Source organism: Clostridium moutaii (assembly GCF_041205085.1).
Lineage (GTDB): Bacteria > Bacillota > Clostridia > Clostridiales > Clostridiaceae > Clostridium_B > Clostridium_B moutaii.
Window position 1 is genome coordinate 72,133 of sequence record NZ_JBGEWD010000013.1, and the last position, 21,351, is coordinate 93,483.

General features: G+C 32.7%; 22 protein-coding genes. 19 read left to right on the plus strand and 3 right to left on the minus strand.

What is annotated here, in order from left to right:
• Positions 1-20 precede the first annotated feature (20 nt).
• Both AB8U03_RS13150 and AB8U03_RS13155 read left to right on the plus strand, forming a co-directional pair.
• Positions 21-359: a hypothetical protein gene (locus AB8U03_RS13150; RefSeq protein ID WP_369705010.1), complete on the plus strand. Its 339-nt coding sequence runs from the start codon at positions 21-23 to the stop codon at positions 357-359.
• A complete protein-coding gene (locus tag AB8U03_RS13155) occupies positions 325-1,368 on the plus strand; it encodes a helical hairpin domain-containing protein (protein WP_369705011.1) in 1,044 nt (347 codons plus the stop codon). The genes AB8U03_RS13150 and AB8U03_RS13155 overlap by 35 nt, the downstream gene beginning before the upstream one ends.
• A 120-nt stretch (positions 1,369-1,488) precedes the next feature.
• Here the strand turns inward: AB8U03_RS13155 and AB8U03_RS13160 are convergent, their stop codons facing one another.
• Both AB8U03_RS13160 and AB8U03_RS13165 read right to left on the minus strand, forming a co-directional pair.
• Positions 1,489-2,886: an MATE family efflux transporter gene (locus AB8U03_RS13160; RefSeq protein ID WP_369705012.1), complete on the minus strand. Its 1,398-nt coding sequence runs from the start codon at positions 2,884-2,886 to the stop codon at positions 1,489-1,491.
• Positions 2,887-2,889: 3 nt separating this feature from the next.
• Positions 2,890-3,348, minus strand: a complete 459-nt coding sequence (locus AB8U03_RS13165) for a MarR family winged helix-turn-helix transcriptional regulator (RefSeq protein ID WP_369705013.1) — start codon at positions 3,346-3,348, stop codon at positions 2,890-2,892.
• A gap of 235 nt (positions 3,349-3,583) precedes the next feature.
• Between AB8U03_RS13165 and AB8U03_RS13170 the strand changes: the two genes are divergently transcribed.
• The 9 genes from AB8U03_RS13170 to AB8U03_RS13210 all read left to right on the plus strand — a co-directional run bounded on the left by AB8U03_RS13170 (position 3,584) and on the right by AB8U03_RS13210 (position 9,509).
• Entirely contained in the window at positions 3,584-4,291 is a 708-nt protein-coding gene (locus AB8U03_RS13170) for a lantibiotic protection ABC transporter ATP-binding protein (RefSeq protein WP_369705014.1), read from the plus strand.
• A 1-nt stretch (position 4,292) separates the two neighbouring features.
• On the plus strand, positions 4,293-5,042 hold the full coding sequence (locus AB8U03_RS13175) for a lantibiotic immunity ABC transporter MutE/EpiE family permease subunit (RefSeq protein WP_369705015.1): 750 nt from the start codon (positions 4,293-4,295) through the stop codon (positions 5,040-5,042).
• Positions 5,043-5,798 (plus strand): lantibiotic immunity ABC transporter MutG family permease subunit, encoded by a 756-nt coding sequence (locus AB8U03_RS13180; protein WP_369705016.1) that lies wholly within the window; start codon positions 5,043-5,045, stop codon positions 5,796-5,798.
• A gap of 17 nt (positions 5,799-5,815) precedes the next feature.
• On the plus strand, positions 5,816-6,475 hold the full coding sequence (locus AB8U03_RS13185; protein WP_369705017.1) for a response regulator transcription factor: 660 nt from the start codon (positions 5,816-5,818) through the stop codon (positions 6,473-6,475).
• Positions 6,476-6,576: 101 nt separating this feature from the next.
• Positions 6,577-7,845 (plus strand): sensor histidine kinase, encoded by a 1,269-nt coding sequence (locus tag AB8U03_RS13190; protein WP_369705018.1) that lies wholly within the window; start codon positions 6,577-6,579, stop codon positions 7,843-7,845.
• Positions 7,846-8,002: 157 nt separating this feature from the next.
• The gene (locus AB8U03_RS13195; RefSeq protein WP_369705019.1) at positions 8,003-8,236 is read left to right on the plus strand and encodes an AbrB/MazE/SpoVT family DNA-binding domain-containing protein; all 234 of its coding nucleotides are present in this window, start codon (positions 8,003-8,005) and stop codon (positions 8,234-8,236) included.
• 95 nt (positions 8,237-8,331) lie between these two features.
• Entirely contained in the window at positions 8,332-8,676 is a 345-nt protein-coding gene (locus AB8U03_RS13200) for an ATP-binding cassette domain-containing protein (protein ID WP_369705034.1), read from the plus strand.
• Positions 8,612-8,854: a hypothetical protein gene (locus AB8U03_RS13205; RefSeq protein ID WP_369705020.1), complete on the plus strand. Its 243-nt coding sequence runs from the start codon at positions 8,612-8,614 to the stop codon at positions 8,852-8,854. The genes AB8U03_RS13200 and AB8U03_RS13205 overlap by 65 nt, the downstream gene beginning before the upstream one ends.
• 7 nt (positions 8,855-8,861) lie before the next feature.
• A complete protein-coding gene (locus tag AB8U03_RS13210; protein WP_369705021.1) occupies positions 8,862-9,509 on the plus strand; it encodes an ABC-2 transporter permease in 648 nt (215 codons plus the stop codon).
• A gap of 73 nt (positions 9,510-9,582) precedes the next feature.
• On the opposite strand, the gene AB8U03_RS13215 is transcribed toward AB8U03_RS13210, so the two are convergent.
• Complete coding sequence (locus AB8U03_RS13215) at positions 9,583-11,277, minus strand: M3 family oligoendopeptidase (RefSeq protein WP_369705022.1); 1,695 nt, start codon at positions 11,275-11,277, stop codon at positions 9,583-9,585.
• Positions 11,278-11,600: 323 nt separating this feature from the next.
• Between AB8U03_RS13215 and abc-f the strand changes: the two genes are divergently transcribed.
• The 8 genes from abc-f to AB8U03_RS13255 form a co-directional block, all read left to right on the plus strand.
• Complete coding sequence (gene abc-f / locus AB8U03_RS13220) at positions 11,601-13,229, plus strand: ribosomal protection-like ABC-F family protein (protein ID WP_369705023.1); 1,629 nt, start codon at positions 11,601-11,603, stop codon at positions 13,227-13,229.
• Positions 13,230-13,292: 63 nt separating this feature from the next.
• Positions 13,293-13,772, plus strand: coding sequence for a 23S rRNA (pseudouridine(1915)-N(3))-methyltransferase RlmH (gene rlmH, locus AB8U03_RS13225; protein ID WP_369705024.1), 480 nt, complete (start codon positions 13,293-13,295; stop codon positions 13,770-13,772).
• A gap of 319 nt (positions 13,773-14,091) precedes the next feature.
• The gene (locus AB8U03_RS13230) at positions 14,092-14,352 is read left to right on the plus strand and encodes a helix-turn-helix domain-containing protein (RefSeq protein WP_369705025.1); all 261 of its coding nucleotides are present in this window, start codon (positions 14,092-14,094) and stop codon (positions 14,350-14,352) included.
• A 48-nt stretch (positions 14,353-14,400) separates the two neighbouring features.
• Positions 14,401-17,478, plus strand: coding sequence for a type I restriction endonuclease (locus tag AB8U03_RS13235; protein ID WP_369705026.1), 3,078 nt, complete (start codon positions 14,401-14,403; stop codon positions 17,476-17,478).
• A gap of 12 nt (positions 17,479-17,490) precedes the next feature.
• On the plus strand, positions 17,491-19,074 hold the full coding sequence (locus tag AB8U03_RS13240) for an HsdM family class I SAM-dependent methyltransferase (RefSeq protein WP_369705027.1): 1,584 nt from the start codon (positions 17,491-17,493) through the stop codon (positions 19,072-19,074).
• Positions 19,067-20,317, plus strand: a complete 1,251-nt coding sequence (locus AB8U03_RS13245; protein ID WP_369705028.1) for a restriction endonuclease subunit S — start codon at positions 19,067-19,069, stop codon at positions 20,315-20,317. Before AB8U03_RS13240 ends, AB8U03_RS13245 begins: the two co-directional genes overlap by 8 nt.
• Positions 20,318-20,560: 243 nt before the next feature.
• Positions 20,561-20,962 carry a hypothetical protein gene (locus AB8U03_RS13250; RefSeq protein WP_369705029.1) on the plus strand — a complete coding sequence of 134 codons (402 nt, stop codon included), beginning with the start codon at positions 20,561-20,563 and terminating at the stop codon, positions 20,960-20,962.
• Between the two features lie 127 nt (positions 20,963-21,089).
• On the plus strand, positions 21,090-21,351 hold a 262-nt coding region (locus AB8U03_RS13255), incomplete at its 3' end, for a hypothetical protein (protein WP_369705030.1).

Below are 21,351 nucleotides of genomic sequence, written 5' to 3' on the forward strand. Positions count from 1 at the left end.
ATGACAATACATCAAGACTTTTGGACTCTTTAAAAAATACCAGAGATTCGCTGAATGTAGAGAAAAACAAGATAAACAGTATTCAAAAGCAGCTTAATAATTCAAATGGAATGAATAAGAATTTGATAAATTCACTAGTAAATGATATGGCAAATATAAATCAGAAGTTAATAGGTGAAACTAACAAATACAATGGACAGGTAAGAAAAAATTTGAATTCTCTAGCAAATGAACTTATTGAATCCGCAAATGGTGCTTCTTCTGTCTTGACAGCTGTACAGGGGCCTACTTCTCAAGGAGGTAATTCCATAGATGCATTAATAGATGGAAGTAAACTGGACATATACATTGTCAGCTAAAACTGAGCTGATAAATAATATAAGGAGCACTTTTGTAGAATCAGTAAACAAAGAGGCCCTAAAACAATTAAATTCTATAGGTAAAAAGATTGAAACAGATAAACCGCAAATTTTACAGCTGAAGTATATTATACCGGAGGCCATGGCTACTGTGGACAGTATAAAGAACCATATATCCAAGGAAAATTCCAACTCAGAAAATCTTCAAAAATATCTCAGTGAAGTTCAGACGGATTTGCCAAAATTGTCCCAGCCGATAAACAATCTTTATGATATTGTAGCACAGGAAAGGACATTGACTTTATCCACCAAACAATCTATAAATTCTGCACAAAGTGATCTGGATAAAGATATAAATGAAATTGAATCAAAAGAAAACCAACTTCAACTGTTACTTAACAACTTACAAAATATGAATGATGCAAATATTGGTGCAAGTTCAGCCAGCAGCATGATAGATAATCTGAATGGATTGAACAATTCCTTAATAGACAAAGTAAATACTGATATCAGAATTCTGAATACTATAAATAAAATTATGCCTGCCAATTCGGTAAGTGATCTTATAGATTCTCTGGAATCATTGAAAAATTCATTAAACACTGAGAAAGGTTATTTAACACAGTTAAAAATGTTGATAAACAGCAATTCTTCAAAAGACAACATTAATGGAATCATAAATCAGCTTTCTGCATTAAGTATGGGTATATCCACTAATATAAGCAATGTACCAGATAGATTTTATTCAGGAATATATGAAGCAATGAATTTATTATCAGATGAATTGGAAGTTGGCTTAGACAGTATTGATTCAGTATTGGATACAACCCAGAATTTGGTTCCTGAACTAAATGTTCTTGCAAATTCCGGTATATCCAACAGCAAAAATTTAATTAATCAACGAAATAAACTAGATAAAAAATTTACAGACATTCAAAATAAGTTAAACAAATTAAGCGGCAAAATAAAGGAGCTGAATAATAAATGTAATGGAAAAGAACCCGGATAAAATATCGAACCTTCAAATCAGAGCATAAATTTAAAGAGTCGGGTCTGTAGAGTCAGGGGCAGTTTGTCTATGTGGGTGAAGAGACTTGTCTTATATTAAATCTTTCACTATAGCTAAATTTCAGCTGTTGATTTTAGATGAGTCCACTAATGGACTTGATCCATTTGGGATACAAGAACTTCGTGAATTAATGTGTTTCATTTCCAAGAAGACAAAGCCTGCGGTTATCAAAGCAGACAAGATATCAGCTATAGGTGGAGTCCTCCATACACCTTCAATACCCCAAAAGTGTGGCAATATCAGCAATAGGGGAATCAATAACAACAACTGCCTGGATAATCCCAAAATCGTGGATTGAATTGGTTTGTTCACTGCCTGAAAGTATTGGGAACAGACAATTTGAAAACCAGCTACAGGAAACATCAAAAAAAAGACTGACATTGCATGAGCAGTGAGCCGGGTTAGTTTTATATCATTGCTGCTAAACATGTTAGCGATTTGAGTGGGCCATAAATGCACCACTGCAGTGCTGACTACCGCTATGATTGTACCAACAATTATTGCCTTTTTCAAAGCTTCTCTTACTCTATTGAATTGTAGGGCGCCGTAGTTAAATCCGATAATGGGTTGGGCACCTTGACTAACGCCAAGAATAGGCATAAACATTAAAGTAGCTACACTTCCCACAATACCCATGGCCGATAGTGCCATATCTCCACCATAGGTCATAAGCGCTTTGTTCAAAATGGTATTTTGCAGACTGTTGGCCAATTGCATGGAAAAAGGAGCAAAGCCGATGGATACAATACTGATGACTATATTTTTCTGTAATCTGAGATTTTTTAGTCGTATTTTAAGCAGACTAGGTCCCCAAAGAAAATAACTTAAAACCCAAATGGATGAAAATATCTGACCACAGATGGTGGCCAGTGCGGATCCTTTAATTCCAATGCCTAATCTTATTACAAAAATATAATTTAAGACTATATTTATCACAGTTCCGATTATCTGGGTATACATGGCCATTCTGGGATTACCTTCAGCTCTTATAAAATTTACCATTCCCATGCTTATAGAACCCAAGGCTGATGCCAGCATTATAATGTGAGTAAAATCTTTGGCATAAGGTAGAACTTCAGCACTTGCCCCGAAAAAAGTTAGAATAGGATCGCTAAAAAGGAAATAAATAATACTTATACATAGTGGTAGTGATATCAACAATAATGTGGCATTTCCAGCAATTTTTTCAGCTTCTTCTGGTTTTTTTTCTCCCAGGCGAATGGATATCAATGATGTGGCACCAACACCAATTAGCACAGACACTGCCATGAGAATAAGCATAATTGGAAAGGCCACGGTTATAGCTGCAATAGCAATTGAACCCACTCCACGGCCTACAAATATACGGTCAATAATATTGTAGATGGAATTTACAAGCATGGCGATAACAGCTGGCCAGGAAAACTTCCACAGCAGACTGCTAATTTTTCCATCTCTAAGTTCGGTTGTACTATCCATTTTTTAATTCACCTTCTTAATTTTTTTCATAAATTCGGCAGCATATTTAAGACTATCCATAAATTTCATTAGCTCATCAGACTTTGTATTACTTAAAATTTTGTTTATACATTGAATGGAGTTTCTCATTATATCTTCCATTTCTGATTTTCCAGCATCCGTAAGGGATATCAAGGTTTTTCGGCGGTCGTTAACATCCTCACAGCGAATAACCAGACCGAACTCCTCTAATTGATCAATCAAGGTGGTTAAGCTGCCTTTCTCCATATTAAGCATCTTTGAAATTTGGGTTGCAGTAAGAATCTTATTCTGATAAAGGAAACCTATGATCATGATGTGATTTTTTTTAATTCCCGGGTATTGACGACTTTCTTTTGGAAATTGGCGGAGAAATTTTTCATGAAATAACCCCATGGTTTTAAATAATAGGTCATGCAACTCTCGCAATTCTTCGTATGTCATATACATCACCTTTCATATAGTTAGAATTCTAACTTTAAGAATACCAATTTATTATATGCCTCTGCTTTCAAGATGTCAAGTTAAAAAAGAATGAGAAGAAGATTAGCATCAAATACGGCCTTCTGGGACTAAATATGAAAGAATTCAACTATTGATCTAGGAAAGTTTTTTCACGTTCCTTATAAAATCCTTATAATTATCTGCTATCATCTTTATACAGGAAAGGATGATTGAAATGGATAATTTGATTTTGGAGACCAGTAATCTCTGCAAAACCTTCAAAGGGGAATATGCGGTAAAGAACATATCCCTTAAGATAAAGAAAAATTCCATCTATGGACTTCTGGGTCCCAATGGGGCGGGAAAATCCACCACACTAAAGATGCTGACAGGCATGCTTCGTCCCACAAGGGGGAAAATTTTATTTGAAAATGAGCCCTGGAGCAGGAGCACTTTGAAGGATATAGGGGCACTTATTGAATCCCCGCCTCTTTATGGAAACCTTACTGCCAGGGAAAATCTCAAGGTGAGAACTACGGTTCTGGGACTTGCGGATAGCAGAATTGACGAAGTACTAAGTATAGTTGATCTTAAAAATACGGGAAAAAAGAGGGCACATCAGTTTTCCATGGGTATGAAGCAGCGCCTTGGTATAGCTCTGGCCCTTGTAAACCACCCCAAGCTTTTGATTTTGGACGAGCCTACCAATGGACTTGATCCTTTTGGAATACAGCAGTTCAGAGAGCTTGTGAGATCATTTCCCAAGAAGGGTATAACAGTTATACTGTCAAGTCATATATTGAGTGAAGTAGAACAGGTGGCTCAGGAAATAGGAATTATTTCAGGTGGAGTTTTGGGCTATCAGGGAGACATGAAAGCAGGAGAGGATCTGGAAAAACTTTTTGTGGAAGTTGCAGGAAAGTACAGAAGGGAGGGCGAATAACATGGCAGCATATCTTAAGTCCGAGGCTTTGAAGATAAAACACAGCTTTTCAAAAAAACTTGTTTTTCTGGCACCTGTTTTTACGATAGCAGTGGTACTTTTTCTTTCTGCATCCTATTTCCATCAGAATGTCTATAACTGGTGGTATGCAATGATACTTCCGGGAATGATATCTATACTGTGCACTCTTGTGGCAAAACAGGACAGCAGAATGAAAAATATGGCGGTGATGTCACTGCCGGTTGATCTTAAAAAAGTATGGGTGTCCAAGATACTTTTGTGCATACTCCTTATGGTGGAAGCTTCAATTGTTGTTCTGGCCGGTGCTGTAGCCATCGGAAACCTTCTGGGTATGGGTATTTTCAAATTGCCTCTTTTAAACCAGTTTGAAGGAGTTTCAGTACTCGTACTCACTTTTTTGTGGCAGATTCCCCTTTGTCTTTTCCTTGGAAGCAAAATAGGCATGTTCCCCACAATTATCATAAATATGGCAGCTTATATGGTGCTTGGAATATTATGTGCAGTAGAGGGTTTGCTTTGGATGATACCCTATGACATTCCCGCAAGGCTCATGTGCCCAATTTTAAAGATTCTTCCAAATGGTCTGCTGGCCGCTCCGGGAAATCAGACTTTCAGGCCGGAGCTTCTTTCAAAGGATGTCATTTTGCCTGGAATTGCAATTTCTCTGGTTTTGTTTTTAGTACTTGCATTTGCAACTTCAAAGTGGTATGAAAGACAGGAGGCAAAATAGATGGTTCAGTTCTTTAGGTTTGTCAGGGCGGATTTTCAGAAAATAAGGAGGAGCTCTCTTTTATGGATTCATATTCTTGTACCGCTTTTTATAGCGGCGGCGTTTATAGTTTACTATTCAAATTCTACTGTAAATACATTTTCAAAGATATCCGGATATTTCGGAGTATTGTCCATAGAATTTCCCCTCATAATTGGAATAGTGACAAGTAATGCACTGGAGCAGGAAGCAGATGCAGGAAATTTTCAGCAGCTTTTAATGGCAAGGTACAAGACAGCTGAATTTTTAAGTAAAATAGCCATGCTTTTTTTGCTGGAGTTATTTTCCCTGTTTATTGCAGCAGGCGTTTTTGCAGCTGGAATGGAGTTTTCAAACAATGATAATCTCATCTCTGCAGCAATTTATGGAAAAATTGTTTTACTGCTTTTTTCAAGTATGGTATTTTTATATTTTCTCCATGCACTCTGCAGTCTGAAATTTGGCAGCGGGGCGTCCATAGGTCTTGGAATCGGTGAGAGTCTGATTTCAGCTTTAATGCTCACAGGTCTTGGAGATGGGATATGGAAGTGGATTCCTTGTGCTTTTGGAGTGAGATTTTCCTATTATTATATTGGCTTAAATGCAAATACTACAAATAGTGCTTATATTATAGGGGATTTTAAAAGTGGAATTTATACCTGCACTGCAATGACAATTGCTATAATTATAATAAGTGTGTTTTTCTTTTACTCTTTTGAGGGAAGAAGCGGAGATTGAACATATGAGGTGATAAAATGGCGAAGATACTGGCAATTGACGATGAAGAGGGAATTCTTGAAATTATAAAAGCTGCACTTTCCAGGGAAGGGCATGAAGTTACTGCTGTCAGCGATTTTTCAAATTTTACAGTGGAAAGATGTGGGCATTATGATCTGATACTTCTGGATATAATGATGCCGGATATGGATGGATTTACCCTCTGCAGGAAAATCCGGGATCTGGTGGATTGTCCTATTATATTTTTGACGGCAAAGACCTCTGAAGGGGACATTATAAAGGGACTTGGACTGGGTGGAGATGATTATATCACAAAGCCCTTTGGAATTGGAGAGCTAAGATCCCGTGTGGCGGCCCATCTCAGACGGGAGCACAGGGAGAAGCACAACAGTTTTGCCATAGGAAGGGTTAAATTTAAAATGTCCTCAAAAGAAGTATATGTAAAAGACAAAATGGTGCCTTTGACAAAGGGTGAATATGAAATCAGTGAATTTTTAGCTTTAAATCATGGTCAGGTGTTTCCCAGGGAAAAGATATATGAGTCCGTATTTGGATTTGACAGGGAAAGCGACAGCTCTGCCGTAGTGGAGCATATAAAAAACATAAGGGCAAAATTTGACAGTGTGAATTGCCATCCAATAAAGACAGTTTGGGGGATTGGCTATAAATGGCTTTAAAGGGCAGTAAAAGTTTTAGAAGTTTATTTGTGAAATATATTATATATTTTATTTTCAGCACTTTTATACTTTTCCTATTTATCTTATTTGGATTTGATTTTATGCTTAAAGCAAATATTGTGTTTCCTGCCAATTATTTTGAGAAGAAAATCCAACAAAATGGGAATAAGATTACAAGGGTGGAAAAGGTAACTGAAGCTCTGGTGCCTGAAGGCTGTCAGTATGGTGTTTACAGCAGGCAGGGTGAAATTCTCTATGGAAATTTTAAAGTCAGAGAATTTCAGGAGGTCTGGAGGGATTTTAAAAACAATAAAGTGAACTCAGGGAGATATCACTATTATAAGTTTTTTTACAGAAGTAATGAAATCTGTATTGTCAGGTATCCACTGAGGGCGCAGTTTACAAATTTATTTCTCAGGAAATATTTTCCTGATATCGAAAATTTATCATATATTCTTGCATTCTTAATTTTTATAATGGAGATACTTTTACTTTCTGCAAAATTTGGCAGATATTTTTCAAAAGAGATGGATATATTGATGAAAATTACAGAGAGGATAAAACAGCGGAATCTTGATTTCAGTCCCCGTTATTCGAGAATCTATGAAATTGATAAGGTTATAAATTCTTTAGATGAGATGAAAATGGCATTGAAGGATTCACTGGAAAGACAGTGGAATATGGAAAGTGCAAGAAAAAATCAAATTTCTTCACTGGCCCATGACATAAAAACACCACTTACCATTATAAGGGGAAATGCAGAACTTATGAAAGAGAGCTGCAGTGATCCTGCGGCTATGAAATACAACCAGCATATTCTTGAAAGCGCCGGTGAAATTGAACGCTATTTAACACTGCTTATGGATATGATAAAATCAGAAAACAGTATTACATTTAATCCGGTCAAGATAGATACGAAAACATTTTTCAAAAAGGTGGAAACCGCGGGGAAGACTCTTGCGGATAGAAAAGATATTCAGTTTGTGAGCGGCAAAGGGGAAAATGTACCGGAATTTTTCCATGGAGATGAAGAGCTGCTGTACAGGGCCCTTGTAAATGTGATATCAAATGCAGTTGAATATTCCCCAAAGGGTGGAAAGATTAATTTAAAGCTGGAGAGAAAGGACCATAGGATAAGGTTCTCAATTGAAGACAGCGGAAGGGGATTTTCAAAGGAAGAACTGCAGCTGGCCGGGGAACAGTTCTACAGGGGTGACAGCAGCAGGACTTCAAGGGATCATTGTGGCCTGGGGCTTTTTATTGCCAGGTCCTTTATGAAACTTCATGGGGGCTTTGTGAAATTGTCAAATTCTGAAATCACAGTGGGAGCTCTTGTAATACTTGAAATACCAATTGATGTTCTAGAGTAAAATCTTACTCTGGTTTTTGTATTCTAATAAGGGAATAACTTTGACATAAACCCGTTTTCCAAGAATTAGTGACAAATATATTTAGAAATGATATTATTACAATAAATCATACAAGTCATACTTATTATACAAAGAATATGCTGGAGGGGAAATGAAAATGGCAAGACCAAAAGGAAAATATGCATGGACAGTTAAAGTTGGAGAAAAGGGGCAGATTGTGATACCAAAAGAAGCAAGAGATGTTTTCAACATTAAACCAGGTGACACATTGATTTTGTTGGGGGATGAAGATCAGGGAATTGCAATTCCACCTCAAAGTATGTTTTCAAAGCTTACACAGATGATTTTTGACGGGAAACTGCCTGATTCCCACAAGGAGGAGAAAAAATAAATGTTTTGTCAGTTGTAGATTTATGAAAAAAATATGAACACTTTGAACTGAGCAATGTTTCATTTAGTTTAAAACAGGGGACAATTACCGGCTTTATAGGTTGTAATGGTGCAGGGAAAACCACAACTCTAAAATCACTTCTGAATTTTGTCCATCCGGATAGCGGTGAGATCATGTTTTTCGGCAAGAAATTTAAGGACAGTGAATTCGAGATAAAGCAGAAAGTGGGCTTTGTTTTAGGAGGAATTAATTACTATCCTAAAAAGAAGATAAAGGTAATTTCGGCAGTCACCCGCCGCTTTTATAAACAGTGGGATAATAGGGTATATAGCCACTACATGAATATGTTCAAACTGGACGAAAATAAAACTCCTGATGAACTTTCAGAATGGAAAAATTCTTGCAAATACCGGTATAAATTCATTTTTAGCACAATATAGAGTATTGGAGCTTACAGAGGAACAACTGACAGACAATCTCAAATTAAAATTGATTGGATGCAAAAAGGGTAAGCATGGATACAGTGCTTTAATCAGATCTGCAGATTGCAGGAACATAGACGCAAAAATGTCAGATGCCGATTTGGAATCAATTATGGTTCACCTGGAAAGGGAGTGATCAAGGTATGAAAAATATGCTTTACAAAGAATTTAATCTTGCAATGCATCCAACATCCATTATATTTCTATCGCTGTCAGCAATGATGCTTATACCCAATTATCCTTATTATGTGACATTCTTCTATACTACCCTGGCGATCTTTTTCACCTGTTTGAGTGGTAGGGAAAATAACGATATATTTTACTCAATGACACTCCCTATACGTAAAAGGGATATTGTAAAATTCAGGTTTTTGCATGTTGTCATACTGGAGTTTGCCCAGATTTTAACTGCCGTTCCCTTTGCATTAATCAGAAGAACATATACTTTACCCGGAAATATTGTCGGTATTGATGCCAATGTTGCATTTTTCGGGTTTTCATTTATGATGCTTGGTCTCTTCAATCTTGTTTTTTTCACCAGGTATTATAAGAATACAGATAAAGTGGGAATAGCTTTTGCTGTGGGAAGTATTGCAATTGTTATATTTATGCTGGTCGCAGAATCAAGTGTGCATATTATACCTTTTATGAAGAATGTTCTTGATACAAGAGATCCGGATTTCATTTCATATAAGATTGTGGTATTAATTGGGGGAATCATTTTATATCTGCTGCTGACGTTCTTTTCATACCTGAAATCTATCAGGTCTTTTGAAGAATTGGATCTGTGAGGTACATTTTGATATAGCTGATAATTAAGAAAGACCAGAGTAAGATTGATTTTACTCTGGTGAAATTTTAAAATTACAGCTTTTTATCATCTATTGAATTGAACCACTCATTTATAGGTTTCATAATTGAACTTATGCATCCATTCTGAAAAGGGGACCTTAGGTTTGCAGTTTCAACAATTCCTAAAAACGATTTTGTGCCTCCAGCCCTGCATATTTTTATATAATCTTCCCAGGCGGATTTTTTATTGTCCATTGCCTTTTTCCAGAATTGCAGGGCACATATCTGCGCCAGAGTATAATCTATATAGTAAAAAGGCACATTGAATATGTGGGACTGCTGAAACCACCATCCGCCTCTTTCTAGAAAGCTGCAGCCGGTATAATTTTTATGAGGCAGATATTTTTTCTCTATATTTCTCCAGGCAGCTTTTCTATCTTCAGGAGTTGCCTCCGGATTTTCATATACATAATGTTGAAATTCATCTACAGTTACCCCATAAGGTATGAATTTTACAGCACTTTCAAGGTGGGCGAACTTGTATTTATCCGCATCCTCATGGAAAAAAAGGTTCATCCAGGGCCAGGTGAAAAACTCCATGCTCATTGAATGTATTTCACAGCTCTCATAAGTGGGGAATATACATTCCGGAATCTCAATCCATCGTGACAGGTAAGCCTGGAAGGCATGACCGGCTTCATGGGTTAAAACATCCACATCTCCTGAAGTGCCGTTGAAATTTGAAAATATAAAAGGTGCCTTATAATCCGGTATATAGGTGCAGTATCCGCCGCCTGCCTTGTTTTCTTTGGTAACCAGATCCAGAAGTTCTTCTTTCAGCATGAAATTGAAAAATTCTCCAGTTTCTTGAGATAATTCAGAATACATTTTATCTGCACTTTCAACTATCCAGTTAGGACTTCCCTTTGGTTTGGCATTTCCTGTGGTAAATTCAAAACTTTCATCATAATAGGTGAGAGAGCCAAGTCCAAGTCTTCTTCTCTGTCTTTCATAGAGGTCTGAAGCAGCAGGTACAAGGTATTTTTGAACCTGTTTTCTGAAGTCGGACACCATTTCAGGAGTGTAGTCACTTCTCTTCATTCTTATATAACCAAGCTCCACGAAATTTTTAAGGCCCAATTTTTTGGCTATTTTCGTTCTCACCTTCACAAGGTCGTCATATATTTTGTCAATTTGATCTTCATGATCTGCAAAAAACTTATATTTTGCATCTGAAGCATTTTTCCTTATTTCTCTATCCTTGCTCTGCATAAAAGGCGTTAGACCAGATAGGTTTCTGGTCTCACCCATAAAGGGAATTTTTGCAGAAGCCAGCAATTTTGTGTATTCAGATGATAATTTATTTTCAAACTGTAGCTCCTCTATGACTTTTGGTGAAAAGGCCTTTAGAGAGAATTCTGCCAAAGTGAAAAATTGTGTACCAAGCTTTTCTTCCAATTTTTTTCTAAATTTTGATTGAACCAGTTCTTTGTAAAATGTAAAATCCAGTTCATCGTACAGAGGGGAATATTCATCCCAGTAAGCTCTCTCTTTATCATAATATTTATCTTTTGTATTTATACTGTGTCTTATTTCAGCAAGGGTTCCCATGGTCTGCAGGTGATTTCTTATGTGGTTTATGCGATTTATACAGTCAAGCTGTTTTTCGCAGCTGGGGGAAACTTTCAGTTCATTCACAAGAGAATCAATTGATTTTTTGATTTTATCATAATCAGGTCTTTCATATTTAAATTCATTGAATTTCATATAACAAGCCTCCAATGCAATTTGAGTTTATTAATATTATAATATAAATGGATGAATTTTCAAAATGGATAATTTGATGTTTGAAATCAAATCTGATAAAATATAAATAATATTATGAAAGGGTAAGGTATGTAATTAATGAAGATTAACTAATTCAGCTTTTAAATAAATTTCAATTTTAAATTTACAGGCCATTAGGTCTTTATTTTGCTGGATTAGTTTAAATGAAACAACAATACCATGACGCTGCAGCTGCAGTGCATTATTTATGTACTTGTTTTTTTGTTTATCTTTCCGGCTTTATGCAAAGGAGAGATTTTTTTATGCTTATTTTAGAGGCTAGTGATTTAAAAAAATATTATGGTGACAGGTTGATTATATCTTTTAAGAATTTAAAGATAAAAAGTGGAGACAAGGTAGGAGTTGTAGGGAGAAATGGTGCAGGTAAAAGTACTCTTTTAAATATTTTAGCTGGGGAAGTGGATCCAGATGAAGGGACTATTCACAGATACTGTTCTATTTCATACATGAAACAATTTTCAGATGAAAATATAACAGCCCAGGGTAAAATATTAAAAGAATTCAGGGTTGAGAAAAAAGTTGACACTGAAAACGTCAGCGGAGGCGAGCGTACCAAACTCAGTATTGCAGCTGCATTAAGCAAGGGCAGGGAGCTGCTTCTGGCTGATGAGCCCACCTCCAATCTGGATTATGAAGGTATCAGTGTTTTGAGAAAAAAACTCAGCAAAATAGAAACTTTTGTATTAATAAGTCATGACAGAGAGTTTATGGATTCACTTTGTAATAGAATCATTGAAATAGAAAATGGGAAACTTGTCTTTTATGAAGGAAACTATTCCTGTTATAAAAAACAAAAATCTATAAAAATGAAAAGTATACAAAATGAATATGAGCAATATATAAGTGAAAAATCAAGACTTGAGAAGGCTGTTACTGAAAGAGAAAGTAAATCAAAATCCATGAAAAAAACTCCAAAGAGAATGGGGAATTCAGAAGCAAGGCTTCACAGGAGAGAGTCCGGTGAAAAAAGAAAAAAAGTGGAAGGGGCAGCAAAAATCATAGAAACCCGTCTTGAGAAACTGGAGATTAAAGAAAAACCAGATAGAATCCCAGAGGTAAAATTTGATTTTTCGCTTACTGATCCTCCTAAGAATAAAATAGTTATATCAGGTGACAATATATGTTTTAGCTATGGCAGCAATGTTATTTTGAATAATACCAATTTTAAAATATACAATAAAAGTAAAACAGCTGTTATCGGACCTAATGGCTCGGGGAAAACTACGCTGCTAAATCTTATATACGGTAATTTTAAATCAATATATAAAGTACCCAGGGTAAAAATAGGTTATTTTTATCAAGACTTTCAAAATCTTGATTATGATAAAACCATACTTGAGAATGTAATGGGAAATTCCATTCAGGATGAGAGTTCTGTAAGAACAATTTTGGCAAGATTATTGTTTTTTGATGATGAGGTATACAAAAAAGTTTCTGTACTAAGCGGAGGAGAAAAGATAAAAGTTTCCTTTGCAAAATTATTTGTTTCAGATGTCAATGTACTGCTTCTTGACGAACCTACCAACTATCTTGACATATATTCAATTGAAGCTCTTGAAGATATTATTAAAGTTTATGACGGGACAATTGTATTTGTATCCCATGACAGTAGATTTATAAATTCAGTTGCGAAGAGACTGCTTTTATTAAAAGATGGGCAAATAACCGAATTTCATGGGAATCTGAAAGAATTTCAGGAACAGCAGAAGTTGAAAAATGATAATAGCAACTATAGTATTGAGAAATCAATTTTGCAGATGAAACTTACTGAGATTATTTCTAAAATGTCACTGCCAAATTGTGATAGAGAAATGCTTGAGGTGGAGTATAAAAGTATTTTACACGAATTAAAAAGTCTAAAGAAAAAATAAAAATATAAAATAGAAAAATAGCCTCAGAATTTTTAAATTGGATATTTAGGAAATGGAGATAATATGAATATTACTATAATTGCGGTAGGTAAATTGAAAGAAAAATATTTAAAAGATGCAGTTGGGGAGTATTCAAAAAGACTTTCCAGATACTGTAAACTGAATATCATTGAAGTCATGGATGAAAAAACTCCGGAGAAATCTTCTGAAAAAGAAGAGAATATGATAAGAGAAAAGGAAGGCAAGAGAATATTGAAACATCTGAATGAGGGAAATTATATAATAGCTCTCGACTTAAAAGGAAATATGATCTCCTCCGTGGAGTTTGCCCGTAAAGTGGAGCAGCTGGCTTTGGCGGGAAACAGCAGCATAACTTTTATAATTGGAGGCTCACTTGGTATTTCCAGGGAAATTTTACAAAAGTCCAATTATAAATTGTGTTTTTCCAAAATGACTTTCCCACATCAACTGTTCAGGATAATGCTTTTGGAGCAGGTCTATAGGGGATTTAAGATAATTAAGGGAGAACCTTACCACAAATGACGGAGGTTTTTTGCGTAATGGGTGATTTAAGATTTTTCGTTTGTTAGTCAGGCATAGTAGTTGTAATGGTAAACTTTAAGGATTAAAAAGGGACGCAATTATAGAAATGAACAAAATAAGGCATTAAAGAGATATACACATGTATAAAAAAATACTTTTAGAATTAATTAAATTAAGATTAACAGAAGTTGTTAGCTAATAATTATTTAGTAGACAACTTGTGTAGTGAAAATAATCTTTTCGATTTTATTGCTATTTTATGAAGACTTTAATATAATACAATCAATAGTATAAAAATTTGAATATAAAGGACAAAAAAATGAAAAATGTGGAGTATTTTTTGAATGACAAGTTCATAGTTTTAAAAATGCTTTATGAACATCAGATGGACATAAATGGAACTGTAGTATGTCCTATTACACAGCAAGAATTAGCCGATATTTCTGGTTTTAGTAAAGCAAAAATTAATTCTATTCTAAATGAATTAATTAAGAATCAGTATGTTCAAATTTATAACAATACAAAAGGACGTTATGTTATTTTGGATGAAGCTATTAAAACAATAAAAAAGCTTTTATGATTATATGTCTTATTTTGAGATACTGAGTTAGAAAGGAATGATACGTTTATGAATAGAAAAAAGTTTAATGAAGATTCACGAGTAAAACTTCCTGCGCTTTTACATTTTAAAAGACTTGGTTATGAATATCAGACAAAGAAAGTAAAATCCAATGAAATAGACAAAAGAAATAATATTTTTAAACCAATTTTTAAAGAATCAATTGAAAGAATTAATAAAAAAAAATATTCTGATGTAAAAATTGATGAATTAATTAAAGAAATTTGGGATTTAACTAATAATAGTATTGATAAAGGTGAATCATTTTTTGACAGATTAACTTTGGGAAATTCTATAAGATTGATTGATTTGGAATATCCTAAAAATAATGATTTTAGAGTTGTTAGCGAACTCCCTTATTATGGTGATAGGATTAATTTTAGACCTGATATTACAATTTTAATTAATGGGATTCCATTATCTTTTATGGAAGTAAAAAAACCTAATAATAAAGAATATACTAATAAACATGGTATAACAAAATATGGAATTCGAGCTGAATTTAACCGTATGGGGGATAGATTTGAGGAAGAAAGTTATACTCCATATTTTAATCAGATGCAAATACTTACTTTTTCAAATAATCAACCTTATGATGATGGAGTTCAAGAACCATTACAAGGTAGTTTTTATACAACACCTAATTGGAATAAAACTACTTATAATCATTTTAGAGAAGAGAGGGAAATTGCGGTATCAGAATATTTAAATGATGATTTTATTGATAAAGTTCTTTCTGATAATAATATTTCTTCAATTAGGAGTGACATTGAGTTTAATGATAATCTAAAGATTGATACATATACAAATAAATTTATTACTTCTTTGTACTCAAAGAAGAGAATTATTTATTTTATTAGGTTTGGCATTGTATATGTTAATTCATTACGTGATGGTTTGAATAAACACATTATAAGATATCCTCAGTACTTTGCATTACAGAATTTAACCGAAAAAATAGGTAGTGGTATGAAGAGGACAGTATTATGGCATACACAAGGTTCTGGCAAAACAGCATTTGCTTATTTTGCAACTAATGTATTAAGAAACTACTATAGAAAAAAAAGAATTATTACAAAATTTTATTTCGTTGTTGATAGGTTAGATTTATTGAATCAAGCTTCTACAGAATTTGCTGATAGAGGAATGTCTATTGCTTCTATTAATACGAAAGTAGAATTTGCAAAAAATATTGCTTCTCCATCTATTACAGGAAGTTCAAGCCAACGTGGTAAATATAAAGAGACAATGAATGTTGTTAACATTCAAAAATTTTCAGAAGAGTCCAAAGTAGATTTGCACTGTATGAAAGGAGTCCAAAGAATTTATATTATTGATGAGGTTCACCGTGGATATAAAGATGATGGTGTATTTCTTGCTAATTTATTTGGAGCAGATAAAAATGGTATTTATATAGGGCTGACTGGTACACCAATTTTATCAAAAACTAAGATGGATGATGATGGTAAAATTAAAAAGATTAAACTTGGTACAACTGATATTTTTCAAGGATACCTTCATAAGTATTATTATAACAAATCAATTGCTGATGGTTATACATTAAAGATAAAAAAAGAAAGCATTGCTACAAAATTTAAAAATGATATTAAAGAATTACTGAATACACCTGAAGATAAGCCTGTATCAGCAACTAAACGGAATAGTGTAATAAGCTCTGATGAATTTGTAAAGCAATTATGTGTTTATATAGATGATGATTACAAGCAATTTAGGAGATTGAATAAAAATGATAATTCTCTTGGATTTATGATCGTTACTACAGGATCTGAACAAGCAGAAAAAATTCATCAATGGTTTGAAACGAATAGTAATTTAAAAACTTGTCTTATGTTATATAATCAAGATGATAATGGTAGTAATCAAGATGAATTTAGAGGAAAGAAAAATAAAGAAACAGGAAAATTAGAAAGTGCTTATGATGGAATGATTGTATTTCAGATGTGTATTACTGGGTTTGATGTTCCTAGATTAAAGAGGTTATATTTACTTAGAACAATTAAGGAACATTCATTATTACAGACATTGGCTCGTGTTAATAGGCCATATAAGAAAATGAGATATGGTTATATTGTGGATTTTGTAGATATTACAGAGGAATATGAGGAAACTAATAGGAGGTACTTAGAAGAATTAAAAGAAGATATTGATGATGAAGAAGATTTGGCTAATATTAATGATATATTTGTTGATGTTAAAAATATCAAAAATACTATCAAAGATTTAGAGAATAAACTTTTCATTTATATGTACAATATTGAATCTAATCTTGAGGATTTTAGTAAACAGATTCAGTTATTAGATGAAAAAACTCTTCGTGAAATAAGAGGATATATCGATGAATATAGAACTTGTTATAATGAGTTACGAATGAGCCATGAAGATGTAGATAACATACCTATTGATGGTCTAAATAAAGCATTAATAGAGATTTCTAATCGTATTAGTATTTTGGTTGCATCTAAAATGCTTAATGATACTGAAGATAGTGAAGAATTTGATTTTTCACAGCTAGTGGTAGAATTCTTACATAATGGAGAAATGGATTTAGATTTTACAACTGAAAATGATGTAATGGAAATTGTTAATAAAATTCAGAACGCTTTTTCATCTAATACAGACAAAGATGATATCGCTTATAAAGATTTATATAGTAGATATAGAGAATTAATCAAGAAATTTAAGAATGAAACAGATACAACAAGTAAAGTAAAAGCTGTATTAAAAGAGTTAGATGATTTATATTCTGAACTTTTAGTTTTGAATGACAATAATAACAGTTTGACTAGCAGGTACAAGGGTGACGAAACTTGTATGAGAGTTCATAAGAAATTTAGGATTAGATATGATGGTAAATTTAATGAAGTTCAGATATTTCAAATTATATCAAAAATTAAAACGGATATGGATAATGAAGTCGGTCATATGCCAGAACCTACAAAAAATGTTATCATACGTAGGATGTTAAATCATATTCGTGTTATTTATAAAGAATACGGTGTAAAAGTTAATGCAAGAATGGCAGAGGACATAGTTGTACTATTTATTGAGGACAAATACAAAGATTAGGAGTAAATAGCAATGGTATATGAAGAATATTTAGATAAGGTAAAAGATATGATTAAAGATTTAAAAGCAATGTGTGCAGGACTTGGTCTTGCAAATACTGGAGATGAATATAAAATAATATCTGAATTGTTTACTTATAAATTTTTAAATGATAAATTGCAGAGAGAGTATGAAAGAAATAAAGATGAATATGAAAGTTATGATGACTTTGTTGATTTTGTGGGAGATGATTTTGCTAGAATTTATACTAAATGTACTATAGATACTATGTATCATCTGCAGAGTGAAGATAATTTTAATACATTACTGGATAATGCATTAATTAAGATTAGTGAATGGAATTCTGACATTTACTCTATTGAAACTGCGTCCGGTAATAAAAAGCCACTATTTGAGCCGTTAGCAGCATATATTCGAGATGAAGATAAAGAAATGGAATTAGCAAAGCGTTCTATTAATATTTTGGCAGATACGCAATATAAATTTGATAAGGTTTATGATGAAGGATGGGATTATTTTTCTAGTATTTTTGAATTTTTAATTAAAGATTATAACAAAGATAGTGGTAAATATGCAGAATATTTTACACCAGTTAGTGCAGGAAATATTATGGCAGAAATATTATATAATGATACACCAACAGAGAAGGTTACAATTTATGATCCAGCAGCAGGTTCAGGAACATTACTTTTGTGTATGGCAAATGTAATTGGTTCAAAAAATTGCATGCTTTATAGTCAAGACATTTCTCAGAAATCTTCTCAATTTTTAAGAATGAATATGATTTTGAATAGATTATCAAACTCACTTAATAATGTTATTGAGGGAAATACAATGACAAATCCATATCATAAAAATGGTGATAACTTAAAGAAATTTGATTTTATTGTATCAAATCCACCGTTTAATATGGATTTTAGTGCTGATGTAGAGACATTAAAAAATGATAAATATGATAGATTTTTTGCTGGTATTCCAAATGGAGATATAAAGGAAAAAGAAAAGATGGCAATATATCAAGTATTTTTACAACATATAATTGCGTCATTAAATGAAAAAGGAAAAGCAGCGGTTGTAGTTCCTAATGGATTTATAACAGCACAAAAAGGTATACCACTTAGAATAAGAAAAAAATTAGTAGATAAGAATTGGTTGAGGGGCATTATTACTATGCCGCAAAATATATTTGCTACAACAGGAACTAAAGTATCATTATTATTTATAGATAAAACAAAAACAGATGATGGTATTTTCATTATGGATGCTTCAGATATGGGTACTAAAACTAAAGTTGATGATATACAAAGAACTATATTATCGTCAGAAGAAATAAAGATGATAATAGAATGTTTTAAAGACAAAAAATCATTAAAGGATTTTTGTGCATTAGTATCAAGGGAAGACATAAAAAATAAAAATTACTTCTTGTCCTTAGGAACTTATATAAAAGCAAAAAAAGAAGTTGTAGAGTATTCTGTTGATGAATTTAATAAAAATATGGAAATTTATACAAATGAATTGAAAAAATGTTATAAAAGGGGTGCAATCTTAGAACAAAAAATAATTGACACCTTGGAGGCAATAAAATATGAGTAAAATGTATTTTAAAGATATTATTGTTGCTAAGGATGGTATGATTAAAGGCCCCTTTGGTTCTGATATAAAAAAATCTTTATTTGTACCTAAAGGTAAGAATACTTATAAAGTATATGAACAAGGCGTTGTTTACAATTCAGACGTTAATTATGGGAATTATTATATTACTGAACAATACTATCATGAAAAAATGGAACGATTTAAAGTAAAGGCAGGAGATATATTAATTACAGGAGCCGGGACACTGGGAGAATTATTTATAATGCCTCAAAGTTTTGAACCTGGAATAATAAATCAGGCACTAATTCGAATTAGACTTAATGAAAGTAAAATAGATAAGCAATTTTTTAAATATTATTTTTTTTATTATATTAAAACTATTGTTTGTAATATAAATGGAGATTCAGTTATTCCTAATTTACCTCCTTTGAGTGTAATAAAGGAAACGGAAATAAATATTCCTGATTTAATTGAACAGAGAAAAATTGCCAATATACTTAATAACATAGATGAAAAAATTAGTAATAATGATAAGATTGCATTAAAGCTAGAAAAAATTATTTGTTCAATTTTTAATTTTTGGTTTTATCAGTTTCAGTTTCCTGATTCTTCGAATTTATCATATAAGTATAATGGAGGAAAGATGTATTGGAATGAAGAACTAGAAATAAATATTCCTATTGGATGGACTGTGGATAATTTATCTAGTATAATTAATGTTACTATGGGGAGTTCTCCAAAGGGTGATAGTATTAATGTTGAAAAAAATGGGATAATATTTTATCAAGGCAAGACAGACTTTGGTGTAAGATATCCTTATATTCGAGCATATAGTAGTAAACCTGTAAGGTATGCAGAAGCTGGTGATGTTTTACTTAGTGTTAGAGCTCCAGTTGGAGCATTAAATTGTGCATATAGTAAATGTTGTATTGGAAGGGGAATTGCTGCATTAAATTATAAATATCACTCGTATTTATATTATTTAATGCTTGAAAATCGATTTCAGTTTGATAAATATAATAAAGAAGGAACAACGTTTGGTTCAATTAATAGAGATACATTAAAGTCACTTAAAATAATTAATCCACCAGAAAATATAATAAAAAAATTTGAAGAAAAAGTTGAGGGGATGGATAATCAGATAAGAAATTATTATGATGAAAACTTGTGCTTAGAAGAAACTAAAAAATTTTTGCTTCCATTATTAATGAATAGAAAAGTAACTTTTAAAGATCAACAATAAATAAGAGTTGAGAAGAAATTCTTGCTTTTTAAGAATAATTTATTGTGAGAATATATTTTAATTTTTAAGTTATATGCTTTAAATAGTGGTTCTATATAATAGAATTATTCTATTATATAGAAAAATGCAGAATGCTGTAGTATAAAGAAAAATAAATAATTTCAAATATATATTATAAATAAGAAAAGCATTTGTTGATGTGAAGTCAATGAATGTTTTATTTTTATATTTGGAGGATGTAACATGAGAATTATCAAAACACTAAGGGATATTGAGCTTTTGAAAGAGAAATCACAAATAAACAAAGAAGTATTGGCTGAGATTGAAGAATATTTCAAAAATATCTATAACAACATAGGTAAGCCAGAAGGGAGGACGATAAATGACTTTTCACTAAAAGACTGCGGCATAATTGTGTATCTGGAAGATGGAGACAATGTATGGGACTTGGAGGAAATAGGGTTGAATCCAGAAGGCAACGGACTTTTAGGAGCAATTCCAGAATGGATTGACGAAAAAACCATAGGAGACAGTACATTAGAAAGTATATGTATAGTCTGCAATAATGAATATGCTTTGAGCATATTTCTATTAAAAAATAATTTGGATAATGAAGTTAAAAAGTGGATAGAAGATAACAGATAAACACCTAATCTCAAAATGTAAAAAAGAGATTAGGTGTTTTTTATGTTTGAAAGTAAAACTAGAGAGCCTTAATTACTATTTAGATAGTGATTAAGGCTTTCATATTAATAAATGAAAGGGGAGTAATATGTCTAGAAAAATAATAAAGGATACTAAATACTGCCAGATATTCAGCCAGGGAAAAATATTAGATGAGGAATATACCTACTGTATTGAGAGGATATTTGTGAAAGCCAAAGACAGGGAAGAAATAAGATTCAGTTTGTATAAAGATACGGTAATGACACCACAAAGGTATATTCCAAGGTCACTGGATGTAACAGAAGAAGAACTAATTGAATTAATTGTTTATGTTAACATAAAAATAGGTCAAACGCTCATTGAAAAAT